The organism is Blastopirellula sp. SH421 (assembly GCF_057808535.1).
The window spans coordinates 3,775,214-3,792,690 of sequence record NZ_CM173712.1 but is presented as its reverse complement, the minus strand read 5'-3'; the positions used below and the strand labels follow the sequence as shown (position 1 = coordinate 3,792,690).

Below are 17,477 nucleotides of genomic sequence, written 5' to 3'. Positions count from 1 at the left end.
AACATGGCGAGATCGTTGAAACTGTCGCGACGCGACTATCTACGCATGGCGGCGCTGGGAGTCGGCTTGGGCGCCACATCGGGTTGGATGGAATCCTTGGCGCGACAAGCTTGCGCAAGTGGCGCGCAAAGCAAAGCGGTGATTATGCTGTGGTTGAGTGGTGGTCCCGCGACCATTGATATGTGGGATCTGAAACCGGGCAACGCCAACGGCGGCGAGTTCCAAGAAATTCAGACGGCGACGCCTGGCGTGCGAATCTCTGAACACATGCCCAAACTGGCCGCCAATTCTAACGAGTTGGCTATCATCCGTTCGATGACCAGCAAAGAAGGAGATCATGGCCGAGCAACGCAATTTGTGCAGACCGGTTACACTCCGCAAGGAGCAATCAAATTTCCGAGCATTGGCGCGCTATGCGCGCATGAAATTGGCGATCGCCAGTCGGACTTACCAAGCTTCGTCAGTATTGCGCCTGGCCGGCAACGCCGTTTGTTGGGCGGCGGCTTTTTGGGCCCAGAATTTTCTCCGCTGGTAATCGGCGGCGAAGGACGCGGCGAGCAAGAGCTGGTCGTGCCGGATCTGAATCGAATCGCGGGGATCGACGACCAGACGCAGTCGCAGCGATTGGCGATGCTGTCCAATCTCGACCAATCATTTCAAGCCGACCGACCCGATCCCGTGGTCGATGCATTGCAATCGGCGTCGCAAAAAGCGCTGCGGTTGATGCGACCAACCGCGGCGGCTTCTTTTCGGTTAGAGGATGAGCCTGCAGAACTGCGCGATCGCTACGGACGAAACACTTTCGGGCAGGGTTGTCTGATGGCTCGTCGGTTGGTGGAGCGAGGAATCTCGTTTGTCGAAGTGACGCTTGATGGCTGGGATACGCACAACGATAACTTTGCACGTGTGAAAGCACTTTCGACCACGCTCGACACCGGCTTTGCGGCTTTGCTGGACGACTTGAAGCAGCGCGGAATGCTGGACTCGACCGTGGTGATGTGCCAGGGCGAGTTTGGACGGACTCCGCGTATCAATGGTCAAAGCGGGAGAGATCACTGGCCGCAAACTTGGGCGACGGTGCTAGCCGGCGGCGGGATTCGGGGTGGTCAAGCGCTGGGTGCTACCAACGCGCAGGGAACCGAAGTGGTCGATCGTCCGGTGGTTGTGCCTGATGTGATCGCCACCGTCTGCGAAGCGATCGGCGTAAATCCGCTGAAACAGAACATGTCGAATGTCGGTCGACCGATTCGAATCGCCGACCCCAACGCCAAGCCGATCAAGGAACTGCTATGAGCCGTACGTGGGCATGTTTGTTGGCGGCATTGTTTGCCGCAAATCTGTGGGCAAGCGACTTTGAGGGCTCAAAAAAATCGCCGGCGCTCGATTTAGCTGTGGTCGGCGCCGACCAGTTGATGCACGCGCAACTGGTCATTAGCGCGGACGGGCTCGATTACGAGATGGTCTGGGACGAGAAGTTTCAGGCGATCATGGACTTCTGCGACCTGGACCAAGATCAAATATTGAGCGAGCAAGAGTGTGAGCGATTGCCTTCGGCTCGTGCGCTGCGCGAATCGGCGAGCAGCGGATTTGCGCCGGTGATTGGTCAGCCGCCGACCCTGGATGATTTAGACGGAGACGCTGATGGAAAAGCGACGCTCCAGGAGTTAACTGCTTATTATCGAAATCAGGGAGTCGGTTCGGTTGCGCTCAGAATCGGCGTCGCCCCTTTTTCTGTCGAATTGACTCAAAATTTGCTCGAGCGAGTTGATCGCGATCAAAACGGACAAGTGACCGAGGTCGAGTGGCGCCAGGCCGAGCAGATTCTTCCTGCGCTCGATCAGAACGATGACGAGCTATTGGGCGCCGGTGAATTAGTCGCGGGCATTTTTTACCCCGGCGCTTCTGGGAACTTGCTGCGCGGCGCGGCGCGCGCTGGGGATCGTCCGCTTCCCGAGTCATTGGCCAAGTTTCCGCTGGTTGTTTTACCGCAAGATCCCGAAAATGAGATCTGGGTAGAATCGCTTCGACCGCTGCTGCCGGACAGCGGAGAATCTTCTCGCGAAGCGCTAACTAACTGGCGCAAACAACCGGTCGACGCGGTGTGGCGTAGCTCGATCATGGCGAAGTCAGATGCGGCGTGGGAGATTCAGACCGCCAATGCAACTGCGGATGGGACTGACCTGAAGCGGTGGAAGTCCAGTGCGGGATGGATCACGTTACGTACCGAAGCAGGCCGTCTGCAAGCATATGCCGCCGGGATTAGAGAGAACGTCACCGCTCGATTTGACGCCGCCGACCAAGACAATGACGAGCAACTGACCAATGCGGAATGGTCGTCTGAACGAAGCGGCTTGGGGACGTCGATGGTTCGGATCCTTGATTGGAACGCGGATGAGATCGTCACGCATGCCGAGATGGAGTCTTGGCTAAAGTTACAACACAAAATCGGGGCCAATCAAGTGCTGGTGACGGCGATCGACTGCGGCCCAGGCCTGTTTGAACTGCTCGACTTTGACCGCAATGGGGCTTTGTCACGCCGCGAATTACGCGACGCTTGGAGCCGGATCGAGTCAGCAGGGGCCGTCGAAGCTGACACGATTCAGCCTGATCGACTGCCGCGACAGATTTTGTTGACTATCAGTTTAGGACAACCAACATCACCCCTCGGAAAATTACAGAGGACCGGTCCTGCATGGTTTCTCGCAATGGATCGCAACGGGGACGGGGATGTATCACGACGAGAATTCGTCGGCCCCTCGACAGCGTTCGATCGGTTGGATCAAAACCATGACGAGCTTGTCAGTCCCAGTGAAGTTGAAAATCTGAAATAAACGATTCTCGCTGCTTGGTCAGTGCTAAGGCCCCCAATACGGATCGTAGGGCAGAAACCCAGCGCCAACTATCTGTTGCGAAGTGCCGGGACCACATCGGTGGTTGCTGCTTGCCAGGCTGGGGCCACGCCGGCGATGAGGCCTGCGAGGATCGAGATGAGTATTCCTTGCAGCGCGAGCGAGAGGGAAGGGGTGAACGCGATGGCGACTGCTTCGGCGGCGACCGAAAGCTGGCTGAAGTAGAGCGTGATCATCGCGGCGATCACGCCCAGCGTACCGCCGACGAAGCTGAGGATCGAGCTTTCGGAAAGGACAAAGATAAATATTCGAACTGTGCTAAAGCCGAGCGTTTGCAGGACAGCGTATTCTTGCACGCGATCTTGGACGGCCATCACCGTGGTCGTCGCGACCAGAGCCAGCACCAGACCGACGCAGGCTAAGCCGAGATACTGGGCCATCTCTACCAGTTGCGTCAGATCGCCCAGACTTTTGGCCTGAAAGACACCCTTCGAGCGCGTGTCGGTTTCGACAGGGCCACCGCGATAGAGGTCGTCAATCGTTTCGCAAAGCAAGGCCGGATCGACGCCTGAATGGAGCAACACTTCATGCTGCGTCACCGTACCGACCAGATTTAGCCCTTTGCCGCGCTGCAAAAATTCGAGGTGCGAATAGATATAGTTTTCTTCGGCGGGATCAGCAGAACGGAAGATGCCAGCGACGTTGACTGACAGTTCACCGATCGAAAATTTTTGCCCTACCTGAATGCCGCGCCGCCGCGCGACGGCATTGCCGACGATCGCCGCATCTTGATGCGTTTCAAACTCGGACCAATTGCCGTCGATCAATTCAAAGTCGCGCGCCGTGCGCAGCTTCGCCGGAGGAACGCCGTAAAAGACGATGACGTCGAGACTCGCGCGGCAGTTGTTCGTATAGACTTGCACCGGGATGATGTCGCGGACGCCTGGCAGTTTGCTAATCTTCTGCTCATAGTCTTGCGGTAAATGGCTGGTCGCCGGACAAAACTTGTTGGCCTGAAACACGATGAGGGAGCCTTGCTCGGCTTGTCGTCGCTGGAGATCGTTCATCCCTTCGCGAATCGCGCCGACAAAGCAGAAGACGAAGATGGCGACCGCTGATCCGCTGACCGTCAGGAGGGTGCGCGAGCGATGCCGCCAGAGAGTTTTTAGCGTGTAGCGTAAAAATTTCACGGTTTACTCCGGTTAGCGCTGTAGAGCCGCGGCGGTGGTCTCAATTAACTTCCCTTGATCCATCCGAAACTGCCGTTTAGCGTGCTCGGCCGCTTCTTGATCATGGGTGACCATCAAAAGCGTGACGCCGAGTTGTTCGTTCAGTTGGCCAAGCAACTGCAGGATCTGTTCGGAGGTGGTGGGGTCTAAGTCGCCGGTTGGTTCGTCCGCGACGACCACACGAGGATGCGCGACAATCGCACGAGCAATGCCGACACGTTGTTCTTGCCCGCCAGAGAGCTGTCGCGGGTAATGGTTGGTCCGATCGAGCAAGTCGACAGCATCCAGCGCGATCTCGACGCGGCGCCGCCGTTCGGTGGTCGACATCGGCAGCAGTAATAGTGGAAGTTCGATATTCTCGAACGCCGTAAGGACGGGGATTAAATTGTGCGTCTGAAAGATGTATCCCATATTGGCGGCGCGCCACGCGGCAAGTCGCGACCGGGATAAGCGCGTGATATCGACCCCGGCGATCGAAATGGTTCCACTGTCAGGACGATCAATGCTGGCGACCAGATTTAACAAAGTCGACTTACCGGTTCCACTAGCTCCCATGAGCGAGATGAACTCGCCCGACTCAATATCAAACGACAAGTCATCCAGTGGAGTGATGAGCTCGTCTCCTTGGCGATACTGTTTGGTTACGCCGCGAATTTCGACCAGAGGCATTAGGGAGCTCCTTCCTGTGGGAGTCGCGTCAGTTGCGAGGATTTTTTGGTAGCGGTGGTGGACAGCGTTGGCGTGTCAGCGGAGATGGCGATCCGGCAGCCGTCGGTCAGTTTTTGGGGGGACGAAGTGATGACCCGACTGGTGATGTTGAGGCCGTCGTGGACCGCAACCAAGTCGCCAAAGCCGGTGGCGCCGGTTTGAATCGGGCGACGATAGGCGCGCTGTTCGCTTTGATCGGCGAGCCAAACAAAGTCGGCATTTTCGGAAGAATGGATCGCTATCGAAGGAATGAAAAGCTGCAATTCTTCCGTCGATTCGCTCGGCGCGTGGGCATGTTCTGGCTCGAGAAACGTGACATCCACCAACATCTCGGGCTTCAAGACGGCTCGCGAGTCGTCGATCGCGACTTTGACTTGCAGCGTATTTTTTTGGATGTCGGCTTCCGAACTGATGTAGAGGACGTGCCCGGCCAGTGGAGCGGAAAGGGCCGGATTTTTGATCTCGACTGGTTGATTCAGCGTCACGTGCGGCACATCTTCAAACCGCACATCCACACGAACCTGCAGCTTATCGGGCTGGTACATCGTGACGATCGTGCTGGCGTCGTAACCAAACGACTGGGTTAATTCTCCGCCGACTTTGGCGCCGGGGTGCCCTATTAACTGATAGATATGACCTGCAACCGGGGCCGCGATCGTCATCCGATCGAGCCGCAGTTGAGCTTCGGCCATCTGCACTTTCGCCTGAGCGAGTCGCGCTTTGGCCCCTTTGAGTCGAGCGGTCGTTTCACCGACCATCTTTTTTTCGTCCGCGAGTAGTTCTAATTGTCGTTGCAGCGCATCACGACGTTGGGTCAGTGCAGCTTGTTGTTTTTCGAGTGCGGACTGGCGCTGCTGCAGCTCGTGGACCAAGGCGTTGGCTGAGTCATATTCCGACTTTGCAGCGTCTACTGTGCGGCCTGCGATCGAAGTGCGAATTGATTTTTTTCTTTCAAAATCGATCTGTGCAAATTCACGCCGCGCTACAGCGCGCGACGTCTCGTAAGGGAGATTTTTGAGGAGCGTCTGGATCTCGGCGAGCAGCGCCTCGGACTCGGCCAAGTTCGCTTCTAGGTGGACAGGTTCTTCCAGACGAGTGGTTGCGGCGATCAGGTTGGACTGCGCCTCGTCGACTTCGGCTTCGCGGAGTTGCACGTCCGCTTTAACGCGCGCGAGCGTCAGTCGAGCGTCTTCGTCAATCAGTTGAGCGATCGGATCTCCTTTGGCGACTGCTTGATCGTCCACGACTAACAGCTCTTTCACAATCCCCGGCGCGAGCGCGGCGACGCGAATCGGCGTGGGACGAGGTTCAACCCAACCAGCGGCTTGAAACAACGCCGTCCCCCCGCGCTGCTGCTGAGCTCGGGCCGAGATTACCGGCGTCACCGTGACGAGATGAGGAGGAAACACGAAGTCACGCACTGACCAAGCGATCAAAGCGAGAAACCCGGCGGCAATCACGCCGGGCGCCACATACCTAGTAAGCATGTGGCGCCGCGACGGTCGCGAAGCAGGCCGATTCTCGCCGCGATCGATGGCAAGTTGCCTTAGATCAACGGAAGCATTCATGACTGTGCCTTTTTACTTCACAAAAATGTTGGTAGCCAAGATCGTCAAGTTTCCTTCCTCATCACGATCGGCTTTCCCTTGGACCACGATGGTCGAGAGTTCTTTCACACCGAGTAATTTTTGCGCGTCTTCTTTGACAACTTCACCGTTTGCATCCACCACTTTTATCAGCGCCATCGACTTTGGCAGTTTGTCCGTCGCACAGCAGTAGTCCCACGGCGTTTCACAGGCGTCACCAGGGATGTCGCTGCAGGCTTGCAATCCCATGTCGACCAGTGAGAACGCAGCGCGGTTTTCAATCCAGGGATTGGTGCTGCCGCCGATCCGGCCGACGATGGTCACTTCGGAGTCATCCGCGGCCGACTCGCGCGCTGCGGCGACGCCGATGGCTCCGGTCGGTTCCGAGGCCAAGACGTAGGCGGCGCCGGCAGCCGAGGGGCCTGACATCTCGGCCGCTTGCTGGTTACCGGACTCGGCGGAACAGCCGAGAGTCAGTGCGGTGAGGAGGCCTACAGAAATCGCGAAATGATTCATTTTCATCCTTCAATCCTTCCAAAAATGACGGCGGCGATCGACGCCGCGAACAAGGTAAACTCAAACAGCACGAAGCGCAGAAACCAGCGTCATTCGCAAGGCGCGAACCGCCGGAGGAATCGCGCCGATAAAACCAATCAGCATTCCGATTGTGCAACCGATCAAGATCGTGGTCTCATCGATTTGCAACGCGACTGCTCCCATCGTGAAACGGAGCGCGGCGCCTTTTACAAATACCAGCGCGACCGCCGTACCGATCAAACAGGCAGTCGCTGCGAGTAGCATCCCCTCTTGAATTAAACTCAACGCAATCGCGCGACGCATGAATCCGATCGTTTGCAGTGTTGCGAGCTCTGGAATGCGTCCCATGACGCTGCCGTACATCGTGTTGAGCCCGGCAAAACAACCGGCGCCGGCGACCAGAAAGACCAAGAGCCAGGCTAGCGAACGAATCGGTCCATAGTCGCGCTGCAACGTTGCGTAGTAGTCGGTTTCGCGCATCGCTTGAAGTTCGAGGTCGAGCCGCTCTTTGCAAAATATATCGATATCGGTGAAGTCACCGCCGGGGGCAAGGGTTGCGGCGATCAGGCTTAGATCTTGCCGTTTCATCGCTTGTTGCAGCTCGTCCAAGCGGCACCAAATTTCGGATTCAAACGCGGCGCCGCCGGAAGAAAAGATGCCGCTAATTTTCCAGCGACGCCCTTCGAAGTCGAGGAACTTCCCAGGCTGCAGACCATCTCTTTGCAGCCCTAGTTTGGTTGCCGCCAGCCGACCGACGATTACTTCTCCCAATTGCGGCCAATCGCCTTGTTCGAGTTCGACTTGACGGCGGACCAGTAAGACGGCGGGCGTAATGCCGCGGACGAGTCCCATCGCCGGTTGATCGAGTTGGTCGCTGCTGATTTCGGATCCGCCAAAAAGTTCGGGTGAAACGTAGCTATTGCCGTGTCGCGCTTCGAGACCTCGAACCGTGGCGGCCAGCAAATCGCTGCTGCGCATTGGGATCGAGGAGTACTCGAGGTTTTCGCCCATCCCGAGCGAAAACACGATCGCCGTACGTGCATCGCCGCTGACCGCGAGCGAGCGCTCTAGGCCGCGAATAAATCCAACAACCACCAACACCAGCACAACCACCAGCGCCAAACCGGCGCAGGTTAATATGGTGCGCATGGGCCGGCGGAACAGATTGCGGACCGCGTATTCCCACGGCAAAGCGCGAAAGAACATCACATACCCAACGAATAAACGTAGAAGCAAGACAACGACGACAGCAAAAGAAGGAGGTCGCAGAGGGCCTCAACGTTGTCGACTTAGCACAAGATCAAGATATGCAGTGCGCGCAGCGTTCCCAGCAGAGGAAGCGGCGGGGAGGATTGCAGAGAGGTAAACGGTGACCGCAAACTTTGATCGGCAGCGCGGAAGGACGCAAAGTCTATCCAGTAATCGAGCGGGGGGAGTTGCGGCAAGTCAAAGTTAGTCACGCAGTCGATGACCGCACCACCACAAATACCTTGGCAGGGATCGCTGTCAGATTGGCTTGGATCGGGCTGCTGCGGAGAACTTGGAGGTGCTTCGCGACAGCAGTCGCAAACCGTTGTGCTGCAATCGCTTACTGCCTTTGCAGGGACCCGTTCAGGGCACTTCTCACAGCAGGCAATGCCGTGCGCACCAGCCCAGCTACACCACAGTGGACAACTGAAGAGAGCGAGGATCAAAAGCTGAGAAGTAACGCGATTACGCATGGTCGAATATTGTATCTCCACTAACAACGTAGCTCGAATCGTTGCTCTCTGCAAGTTGAACTGTGTTTGCGGGGGAGCTTCATTCTTCTCCCCATTCAAAGACCGGGTAGATCGTTGAGGGATTGGCTGCGGTTTGACTCCAGCCGGTGAACGTTGGGTTTTTGGCGATCCCGCCTAACGCTGTTACGGTGGCGAACAATTGTTGTCCATTGTGGAGATTGGGCTGGCCTGTCTCCCATTTTCCTGTGTAGCTCAAGGGACGATTTCGATCGTCGCGCCAGGTCAAATCGCTTGCATGTCGCCAAGCCGCAGTCCAAAAGGTTTTGTTGGGCATGTTGGCGATTAGAAACGCTTCTTCTGCTGGCGAAGAAATCGTGACCAGCCGCGCATTGTAGGTTTGCGCTATGGTTTGGGCGAACGGAAGCGGCATCGCGGTTTCGCCAAACAGGTAGGATCGCCCGTTCCATGTTTTACAGCGCTTGGCCAGCTCAGGTGTCGGCTTGTCTGCTACCTGATAGAAAGGTCGTCCCCAATCGGCGTTGTTCAAACGTTCTCCTTGGGCGCCATCTGGCAACTGAATTTCTAAACGATGAATCTGATAAGCCGATCCATACGAGCAGACGCCAAGCATGCGAACTTCCGGCAGGCAGTCATCTAGAACGGCGGTCAGCCGACTCTCACTGCCATGCCAGGCGGCGAAAAGCTCTTTATCCATTGTTCCTTGGATATCGGTGACGCCGCTGGGACTGATCTCGACGGCGACTTCTAATCGATACCGTTTTCCATTTTCAATCCTCCATTCTTCATTGACTGCGTCTGTTGGACTGGGTCGCTTGGTGACTTGCAGGTTTTGTTGGTCGACATAGCGAATGCCAGAAAGCTTGCTTCCGTAACCGGCTACAATAAATTCAAACCCGCCGCGAGTAGTCGGTAATCGTAGGATCAAACCGTCGGAGCCGGAGATTCGCGAAAATTCAATTCCAACTTGGTAATTCCCCGTGACTGCATAGGGGACATAGATCCGATCATACCAACCGTTTCCACTGCGGATCGACGTTGCACTGCGCGACCACTTTCCTGCGATCACATTTTGCGACAGATCCACCATCGACAGCAGATCGATCCACTGCTGACTCGCAGCGGCAGCGTTTTCTGGCGCAAGCGGAACCCACTGGGGATTTCCGTAGATCACACCATGGCGATTATTGCCAGAGGAATCCTTGAGCAGCGTGCCTGATCCTTCCTGAAAGCGATAGAGCGCGAACGTTTGCTCATCGGAGGCAAACTGATATTGGGGCGTGAAGTCCGTGGTATAGCGTTCGGTTGGGGAGATTCTTAGTTGTTGAATTTTTCCTTGGTATGGCAACTCAAAGGGAACCGGCTTGTGAGGAGATTTTGCGGGGCTTGCGCCTAACGCAAAATTGAGACTGCTATAGACGCGATCCGCTTCTGCAAGGGGATAGCGTCCACGCTGTTTTCCATCAATATACAGTCGAAACTCACGCGAGTTAAAAACCGCGGTGATATTGGTAACCGTGCCGCGAGCCGGGAGTTCTGCGGTTCGAACTGTCGCGTACCTGCGAATCTTTTTTGATCGCAGGGCGACATGGATCGAAAGTTGCTTGGTGGTTGGATCTTCGGTCAAGTCCAATCCGAGACCGCCTGCTTCGGTGGTCCCGAAGAAGGTCGACATTCTTCTAGGGGCCTCGGGCATCGGCATGACTACTTCGATGGTTAAGGGAGTTTCTCCTTGGTAGCCAAAGGGAAGCTCGACGTAGTCATCGACGCCATCCAAATCCAAAGCGTAGTTGATCTGCGGTGCTGCACTGGGGGGAGGGGGCTTTGCTACAGCGACAGCATCGGCCGCAGCAGGCGGCGACTGCGCCGGCTCCCATGAGAGCTGGATGGTTGACTTGCCGCCGCTAAGGATTGTCACATCGGGGGCATTGGTCTTTAGGCCATGGTTCGCGTTGAGGAGAAATTTGTATTTGCCCGGCGGCAGCTTTGTGGTTTGCTGGGGACTTCGCAATTGGATAGGAGTCTGTTGCGCTGTTTGCGCTTCGGCCAGTATCAGCTCTTGATTGCGGAGATGGGCGACAAATTTATCTTCATCCATCATCAACACCAGCGTTCCCGGCGGCGTCGAAACTTTGTAAAAGAGGCCGCTACTAAAATAGAGGATTGCACCCAACAGCGCTGCGCCGATCGCGCCGCTGTAATAAAACAGGCCTCCGCGGCCAGCACCCGTTCGCTTTGCTTGCTTACGGGGTGAAGCGATCTCTTGCGGAGAAGACTCTTTCGCCACGATCGGCAACTGCGTCTCCAATAAACTGGTTGGCGACGTATCGTAGGCGGTCTCTGACTTTTTGAGGGATTGCGGCAGGTCGATTTCGCTTTGTAGCGGACGAATCTTTTGCAGGGCGGCGATCAACGGTGTGGTGCTGAGGTAGCGATCGGCGGGAGATTTCGCCATGCACTTTTGATAGATCGCTTCTAGTTCTAAAGGGACGTCGTTGCGAATCGTGAGCGGCGGCGCCGGCTGTTCGCGATGCCCTAACAGCTTGACCATTAGGGTCTCGCCGGCGAACGGCGGCCGTCCAATCAACAAATAGTGCAAAGTGCATCCCAAGCTATAGAGATCCGCTTGCAGCGTTACCGATTTGGCGTCGATCGCTTGCTCGGGGGCCATAAAATCAACTGTCCCCATCACGGCGCCATTCTGCGTTAGGCTCGCCTGACTGGGGTCGGTCTGAATGCGGGCGATGCCCATATCCAGGATTTTGAGAACTCCATCTTGATCCAGCAGCAGATTTGCAGGCTTGATGTCTCGATGAACTAGGCCAACGCCGTGAGCGTACTCTAGTCCCTGCGCCGTTTGCAGGATGCAGTCAATCGCCAGCGCGACTGAAAGAGGTCCGGCCTTTTGGACCAGCGAGCTGAGATCGTCTCCTTCGACATACTCCATGACAAAATAATGGATCCCATCCGCATCGTCGGCGTCAAACGCCGTGACGATGTTCTCATGTCGTAATTTTGCTGCGACTTTCATCTCTTGATTGAAACGCTCGATTCCTTGCGACTTTGCCATCGCCGAGCGTGGTAGGACTTTTAGCGCGACGATGCGTCCCATCTTGCTATGTCGCGCCTTGTAAACCTGGCCCATTCCCCCTGCGCCGATTTTATCGAGAATCACATACTGGCCCAGCTTCAGCCCGCGAGTTTTCCCATGCGCGATCGTGCGCAGTTGAAATCGCGTCAGTAAATCTTGCTCCAGCACAAGGCCAGCCAATTGATGGGCCGTCTTAATGTGCGAAGATTGAAGTAGTTCTTTCAGCTTCGCGGCGGGGATGAGGTCGGAGGCGGTAAGATAGGCTTGTAACTTTTTAAGGGTAATGTTTTCAGGCGTCAGCAAAGCGGCCCGGAGATCCTGGGGCGAAGGGAGTTGCAATTCAGCGGCCGGCGATTGGGGGCCTTCGAGCCAAGCAACCTTTTGGAGTAGTCGGGCAGACTGCTGTAACTGGGCGGCAAGCTCTGGATCGCCTTCGGCTAAAGTCGCCAGCTCAAGTGGTTTGCCGCTGGCCGTCGCGGATTCCCATTGCTCTAGCAAGATCAAGACTCGTTCGTCCATGCCGAATTGCTCCGGTTACTGGTTGCTGGATGAGAATTCAGGCGTCATCTCGGCCAGCAGCAAGCGAGCCTTGAGAAAGCGTCGCTGGATCGTTTTTGTCGATACTCCTAAGATTTCCGCCGCATCTGCATGCGTAGTGTCGGCGTACCAGATTAGCGAGAAGGTGTCGCGCAGTTCTTCGGGAAGCTTATCGACCGCTTCATGAAATTCGGCCCACTGCGCCAGAGACAGTGGAGCTTCGTCCTCGGACTGGCGCGGTAGTTCAGCCAAGGCAAAGTGAGACTGATGATTGGCCGCTTCAGCCAGCGGACCCAAATGCTTGCGGGCCAGGTCGATCAGCGTGCGACGAATCTGCAGCGTCGCCAGTTTGAAGTAGTGCTGGGCCGATTGCGGTTTGACTTTTTTTAGACTGCGATAGAGACGAATCGCCGCTTCTTGAAAGACGTCGTCCGTCTCTTCCCAACGAATTAGACTTGGGTAGGAACGCATCATCGCCTTGGTCAGGCGACGCAAACGTTCCAGCGAACGCTCAAGAATCATGTCGTAAGCAATCGCCGGACGCTGTCGTTCGGCTTCGAGAATGCGTTCGATATCTTGCGTCGTGGCTGATGTGGTTGGCACCGCAAAGCTCCGCAATAGGCATGGGCTCACCTGGGACGGAAATGATTATAACCCACCCGAAGCAGGGAGTCGCCATCTATCCTCTTTAGAGAGCGAGCGGCAGCGTCATGACTGGACAGCAATTCCGGGAAATTTTTTAGTGCTGATTCTTGGGGAGAGATAGTCGTCAGCGCAGAGGTGTAATGTTTGTTTAATTTATATTGCGCTGGTCGGTGTCGCCGATCCAATGGGGGCCAGATTGCGACGGACAAATTCGACATAAATGGGACGATCCGAGGCGCGCTCGTGTTGATAACCGTCCAAGATCTGACCGCAGTGATAGAGATAAATTCCCGGCATTTGAAAGCTATTGGCGCGGGGAAAACCGATGCCATGGCCTCCAAATAGTCCGGCGATGATTCCACGCAGCCAAACCTTGGCTCCAAACAATTGCGAGAATGTTCCTAGGTCGAGCCCAAACTGACGGTAGAGTCGACACTCGGGATCGGAAATGCGGGGCAAGTCATCCAGCCCATACTTGGCGAAAAACTGCGGGTCATCGGCGGTACCAACGTGGACCAAAATGATTCCACAGCCGGCGGCCTCGATTTCGGTGCGTTGGAGCGACAAATCGTGCGCCGCTTCACGACAGAATGTACAGCCAGAGTGTCGGAGGAATACGACAAGTTGCGGTTTTTGACTGGCCAGATCATCCAGACGTCGATCGTCATTGGTGCTTAATTCTCGAATCGGATCATCGGCTTCCGGCATCTCGTAGGCCGAACCGACCGCATGCTGATGTCGGATCGCGTTCCACAAGATAATCGTAAATGGCGCCCACCAGACAAGATCATTGGTTAGGATCGTCCAGCCAAACGTCGTCGGCAGTGATCCATTGCTGCAGGCGATGAGAAAACCAAGCGGACCGAGCAACTTCCCCACGAAGCCGACAAAAATCAAAGGCCAATGACGAAAAGCGTCTCGCGAGGCGATCAGATAGGCGAAACCGTAAACGGCGACTAGCATGCCGATGCATTGCCAGAAAGTTTGCGCAGTAGGGCTGACATCGACTTGTAGCCAAGCGAGCATCGCACTGGGAAAAAAGATCGCCAGCGCTCCCCAAATTAAATTGTATGCGCCGGCCGCCAGCAACAGTTGCTTCATCCATGCAGGCGGATGGCTTGGGGGATTCATCGCAAGATTCCAGGAGTCATGAGGACTTTAAGTCGATTGGTCATCGCGGAGCGGATTTGTGATTTTGCTTGAAGTAGGTGATTAGCTTGAGGCAAAAATAGCTTCAAACGGTTTGGCGACTTTCGCCAGCTTTTCGATGCTACGCTGAAAAATTTGCCGCGTCCGCTCTTTGCTGATACCGAGCGCTTCGCCAATTTCGCGTAACGATTTTCCTTTGCCGTCGCCATCCAATCCAAAACGCTCGCGGAGAATAAACTGCTCGCGTTCGTCGAGCGTCTGATCGATATGACTCATAATCGCTTCAAACGCGTTCAACACGTCCAAGTCAGTGGGTTGGTCGGGATCGGACACCGGCGCCGCGGCTGCTTGTAGCGCGATTTCTTCGCAGGATTCGAGTTTGCGGCGCTTGTTTCGCTTCTCGATCAGGCGAAACAAATTGCGCTGGACGGCATGGGTCGCATAGGTGCTAAACCGATAGCCGCGCCCGTAATCAAATTTGTCGATCGCATTCAGCAGGATGGCGTTCGATTCCGCCTGAAACTCTTCAAACTCATCCCGAGATAGCGATAGCTTTTGCGAGATTGACGTTACAAGGCGCAGGTTGGCGTGAGCGATTTGTGCGCGGGTCTCGGCTGCATCTTTCAATAAGCGATCGATCTCGGCAACGGTCTGCTTCGTGCTTCGTTTGTTTTTCAGGGTCGCTTGGAGAGCACTAGCGCGAAAGCGGAGAAAATTTAGCCGCTTGAAGAGAAACTGCTCTCCTTCAAAGGTAAGCAAGCGACTTTGTTCAACCGCACACAGGAACGATTCGGCGACCACCTTGGGCTCGCGGGGGGAGGGGCGATCTTCGGCCGCATATAGTTCTACATCCAGCGCAGCAAGATCCATTTCCGTCGTGGACTGGAAGTCGTCATTGGGAACATAATTAATCTTGGAGTCAGGCAACCCAATCTCAGTTTTAGGGGAGGGAGACAACCGGCGAGGAGGGGCCTAAGAACCGAAAAATTGCTGTCAGCGATGGATCCTACGCGTTTGAATCTTACTGTGTTCTTAGACGCGGCTGCCAGATTGACTACCGTAAATCTTGGTCGAAATTGAAGTTCGTTCTAATTTCTGACTTGGGTCTGGTCAAATCATGTCTTTGGTCTAGAAAACATCCATCGTTCAATTACGTGCTAGCCCACGGGAGATGCAGGTGCGAATAGCGGTTGTTGGGTCAGGAATTTCAGGGCTTCTTGCTGCTCGGCTGTTGTCGTACGAGCATGACGTTACCTTGCTAGAGGCAGATTCTCGGATCGGCGGACACACCAACACCGTCATCGCCCGGTGGAAGGGGGAAACCCACTCAATTGATACCGGATTTATCGTTTATAACGAGACAACTTATCCCAACTTCTCTCGCATTCTGGCCGATCTACAAGTCGAAACATCTCCGACTCTGATGGGATTTAGCGTCCGCTGTGACCAGACCGGGTTGGAATATAACGGCAGCTCGCTGAACGGCATCTTCGCCCAACGCTGGAATCTCGCCAGTCCTCGTTTTTTGAAGATGTTGGCCGATATCCTCCGATTCAACCGTCAAGGAGAACGAGATTTAACCACAGCGCCTGCGGAGCAGACCGTTGAGCAATATCTCTTCGAGCAAGGTTATTCTCGCCAGTTTGCTGAGAAGTACCTCTTGCCGATGGGCGCCGCGATCTGGTCTTGCCCATTTGCCGACTTCGCCCAGTTTCCGATTCGGTTTATCCTTGAATTCTATGTGAATCATGGACTATTGAGACTGCGTGATCGCCCTACTTGGCGAGTCATTCGGGGCGGTTCGCGAGAATACGTGGAGCGACTTATCGCTCCGATCCGCGACAAAATTCGTTTGAATTGTCCCGTCCAGGCGGTGCGACGATTTGCCGACAATGTGCTCGTGCTGCATCAAGCTGGGCCTGAGCGGTTTGATGAAGTAGTCTTTGCCTGTCACAGCGATCAAGCGTTAAAGCTGTTGGCTGACGCGGACGAAACCGAAACCGAGATGCTCTCGGCGTTTCCTTACAGCACCAGCAGCGCTTGTCTGCATACCGACGAGTCCGTCTTGCCGCGAAGTCGTCGGGCTTGGTCGAGTTGGAACTATCACATCCCGGCCAATGCGACTGCTCGGCCGACTTTGACCTACAATATGAATCTGTTGCAAGGGATTCAATCGCCTCACACCTATTGCGTGACCTTGAACGAAGATCATGCGATTGATCCAGCCAAGGTCTTGGCAAAATTCTCCTACTCGCATCCGCTGTTCACTACGCGTCGCGCCGAAGTGCAAAGTCGCCATCATGAGCTGATCAGGCATCGTCGTACTTCGTACTGCGGCGCGTACTGGCGGAACGGCTTTCATGAAGATGGGGTGGTCAGCGCGCTTGCCGTTTGCCGGCAATTTGGCATTGCAGATTGGTCGCTTGGTCCTCAGAGCTTTCGGGAGATCGGTACGGATTTTCAATCTCACTGTGCTGCGCAGCCTACGACTCTTCCTGCCGGAGTTCACTTGTGAGCGTAACCACGACCGAAGATATCGAGGCCTGTCAGCCAGTTTCCACTTCGGGGCAGCAAAAAAGTGGATGGGGTGATTCAGCCGGCGAGGAGATTCATAGCTGTTTGTATGTTGGCGCCGTTTTGCATCGACGTTTTTCTCCGGTCGATCACCATTTTGAGCGGAAGCTCTCGATGCTGTCGATCGATTTGGATGAAGTCGACAAAATTTTTCGTATTCCCTTTCTCTGGTCGACCCGGCGTTGGAGTTTGTTTCAATTTCGACGTTCCGACTACTTCGGACCCACAAATCGGCCTCTGGTTGACTGCGTGCGAGAGCTTGTCGAGCAGCGTTTAGGACGCCGACCTGAGGGGCCCATTCGCTTGTTAACGCAAATTCGCAGCTTTGGCCTGGTCTTCAATCCGGTATCGTTCTACTACTGTTATGACACTACGGGGAAACAGCTTGAAGCAATTGTCGCCGACGTGACGAACACGCCATGGCAAGAACGTCATGCCTATGTGATTCCATTTACGAAGGATCGAGCCTTCAGCACATTTCAAGGCGCGAAAGAGTTTCACGTTTCTCCCTTTATGCCGATGGAGATGCAGTATCACTGGCGCGTTTCGGAGCCTGGGGAACGTTTGTTGGTCCAGATTGAAAACCATGACCTAACCGGGCGAGTTTTTGACGCAATCCTCCAACTGCGCCGTCGACCACTCGACTTGCGGAACTTGCTTGGATTAGCGATTCGCTTTCCCTTGATGTCGGTGCAAATTGTCACTGCGATCTATTGGCATGCACTGCGACTTTGGTGGAAGAAGGCTCCCTATCATCCACATCCTCCGCAGCTATCCACTGGCTTACTGCCTGACAACACCGACGACATCCCATCCATTTAACCTGTCGCAGA

Annotated in this window: 13 protein-coding genes; 4 read left to right on the top strand and 9 right to left on the bottom strand. The window is 55.3% G+C overall.

Going from position 1 to position 17,477, the window contains the following annotated elements; genetic code table 11:
- Positions 1 to 3 precede the first annotated feature (3 nt).
- Together SH421x_RS15510 and SH421x_RS15505 are read left to right on the top strand one after the other, a co-directional pair.
- Entirely contained in the window at positions 4 to 1,293 is a 1,290-nt protein-coding gene (locus SH421x_RS15510; protein ID WP_488850228.1) for a DUF1501 domain-containing protein, read from the top strand.
- Positions 1,290 to 2,831 carry an EF-hand domain-containing protein gene (locus tag SH421x_RS15505; protein ID WP_488850226.1) on the top strand — a complete coding sequence of 514 codons (1,542 nt, stop codon included), beginning with the start codon at positions 1,290 to 1,292 and terminating at the stop codon, positions 2,829 to 2,831. The genes SH421x_RS15510 and SH421x_RS15505 overlap by 4 nt, the downstream gene beginning before the upstream one ends.
- Before the next feature lie 68 nt (positions 2,832 to 2,899).
- Here the strand turns inward: SH421x_RS15505 and SH421x_RS15500 are convergent, their stop codons facing one another.
- The 9 genes from SH421x_RS15500 to SH421x_RS15460 all read right to left on the bottom strand — a co-directional run bounded on the left by SH421x_RS15500 (position 2,900) and on the right by SH421x_RS15460 (position 14,997).
- Positions 2,900 to 4,039, bottom strand: a complete 1,140-nt coding sequence (locus SH421x_RS15500; RefSeq protein WP_488850225.1) for an ABC transporter permease — start codon at positions 4,037 to 4,039, stop codon at positions 2,900 to 2,902.
- A gap of 12 nt (positions 4,040 to 4,051) precedes the next feature.
- A complete protein-coding gene (locus SH421x_RS15495) occupies positions 4,052 to 4,747 on the bottom strand; it encodes an ABC transporter ATP-binding protein (protein ID WP_488850224.1) in 696 nt (231 codons plus the stop codon).
- Positions 4,747 to 6,354 carry an efflux RND transporter periplasmic adaptor subunit gene (locus SH421x_RS15490; RefSeq protein WP_488850223.1) on the bottom strand — a complete coding sequence of 536 codons (1,608 nt, stop codon included), beginning with the start codon at positions 6,352 to 6,354 and terminating at the stop codon, positions 4,747 to 4,749. The genes SH421x_RS15495 and SH421x_RS15490 overlap by 1 nt, the downstream gene beginning before the upstream one ends.
- Positions 6,355 to 6,366: 12 nt before the next feature.
- Positions 6,367 to 6,894, bottom strand: coding sequence for a hypothetical protein (locus SH421x_RS15485; protein WP_488850222.1), 528 nt, complete (start codon positions 6,892 to 6,894; stop codon positions 6,367 to 6,369).
- Positions 6,895 to 6,948: 54 nt separating this feature from the next.
- On the bottom strand, positions 6,949 to 8,115 hold the full coding sequence (locus tag SH421x_RS15480; protein WP_488850220.1) for an ABC transporter permease: 1,167 nt from the start codon (positions 8,113 to 8,115) through the stop codon (positions 6,949 to 6,951).
- 594 nt (positions 8,116 to 8,709) lie between these two features.
- Positions 8,710 to 12,258, bottom strand: coding sequence for a protein kinase domain-containing protein (locus SH421x_RS15475; RefSeq protein ID WP_488850219.1), 3,549 nt, complete (start codon positions 12,256 to 12,258; stop codon positions 8,710 to 8,712).
- 15 nt (positions 12,259 to 12,273) lie between these two features.
- Positions 12,274 to 12,879, bottom strand: a complete 606-nt coding sequence (locus tag SH421x_RS15470) for an RNA polymerase sigma factor (protein ID WP_488850217.1) — start codon at positions 12,877 to 12,879, stop codon at positions 12,274 to 12,276.
- Positions 12,880 to 13,074: 195 nt separating this feature from the next.
- The gene (locus tag SH421x_RS15465; RefSeq protein WP_488850216.1) at positions 13,075 to 14,052 is read right to left on the bottom strand and encodes a redoxin domain-containing protein; all 978 of its coding nucleotides are present in this window, start codon (positions 14,050 to 14,052) and stop codon (positions 13,075 to 13,077) included.
- Positions 14,053 to 14,133: 81 nt separating this feature from the next.
- The gene (locus SH421x_RS15460; protein WP_488850215.1) at positions 14,134 to 14,997 is read right to left on the bottom strand and encodes a sigma-70 family RNA polymerase sigma factor; all 864 of its coding nucleotides are present in this window, start codon (positions 14,995 to 14,997) and stop codon (positions 14,134 to 14,136) included.
- A 250-nt stretch (positions 14,998 to 15,247) separates the two neighbouring features.
- Here SH421x_RS15460 and SH421x_RS15455 point away from each other — a divergent pair, with 250 nt between their 5' ends.
- Together SH421x_RS15455 and SH421x_RS15450 are read left to right on the top strand one after the other, a co-directional pair.
- Positions 15,248 to 16,585 carry an NAD(P)/FAD-dependent oxidoreductase gene (locus tag SH421x_RS15455; RefSeq protein ID WP_488850213.1) on the top strand — a complete coding sequence of 446 codons (1,338 nt, stop codon included), beginning with the start codon at positions 15,248 to 15,250 and terminating at the stop codon, positions 16,583 to 16,585.
- Positions 16,582 to 17,466, top strand: a complete 885-nt coding sequence (locus SH421x_RS15450) for a DUF1365 domain-containing protein (RefSeq protein WP_488850212.1) — start codon at positions 16,582 to 16,584, stop codon at positions 17,464 to 17,466. Before SH421x_RS15455 ends, SH421x_RS15450 begins: the two co-directional genes overlap by 4 nt.
- Positions 17,467 to 17,477 lie beyond the last annotated feature (11 nt).

Coding starts and splice junctions, on each gene's coding strand:
- SH421x_RS15510 (WP_488850228.1), top strand. CDS start 4: ATGGCGAGATCGTTGAAACTGTCGCGACGCGACTATCTACGCATGGCG.
- SH421x_RS15505 (WP_488850226.1), top strand. CDS start 1,290: ATGAGCCGTACGTGGGCATGTTTGTTGGCGGCATTGTTTGCCGCAAAT.
- SH421x_RS15495 (WP_488850224.1), bottom strand. CDS start 4,747: ATGCCTCTGGTCGAAATTCGCGGCGTAACCAAACAGTATCGCCAAGGA.
- SH421x_RS15490 (WP_488850223.1), bottom strand. CDS start 6,354: ATGAATGCTTCCGTTGATCTAAGGCAACTTGCCATCGATCGCGGCGAG.
- SH421x_RS15485 (WP_488850222.1), bottom strand. CDS start 6,894: ATGAAAATGAATCATTTCGCGATTTCTGTAGGCCTCCTCACCGCACTG.
- SH421x_RS15480 (WP_488850220.1), bottom strand. CDS start 8,115: ATGTTCTTTCGCGCTTTGCCGTGGGAATACGCGGTCCGCAATCTGTTC.
- SH421x_RS15475 (WP_488850219.1), bottom strand. CDS start 12,258: ATGGACGAACGAGTCTTGATCTTGCTAGAGCAATGGGAATCCGCGACG.
- SH421x_RS15465 (WP_488850216.1), bottom strand. CDS start 14,052: ATGAATCCCCCAAGCCATCCGCCTGCATGGATGAAGCAACTGTTGCTG.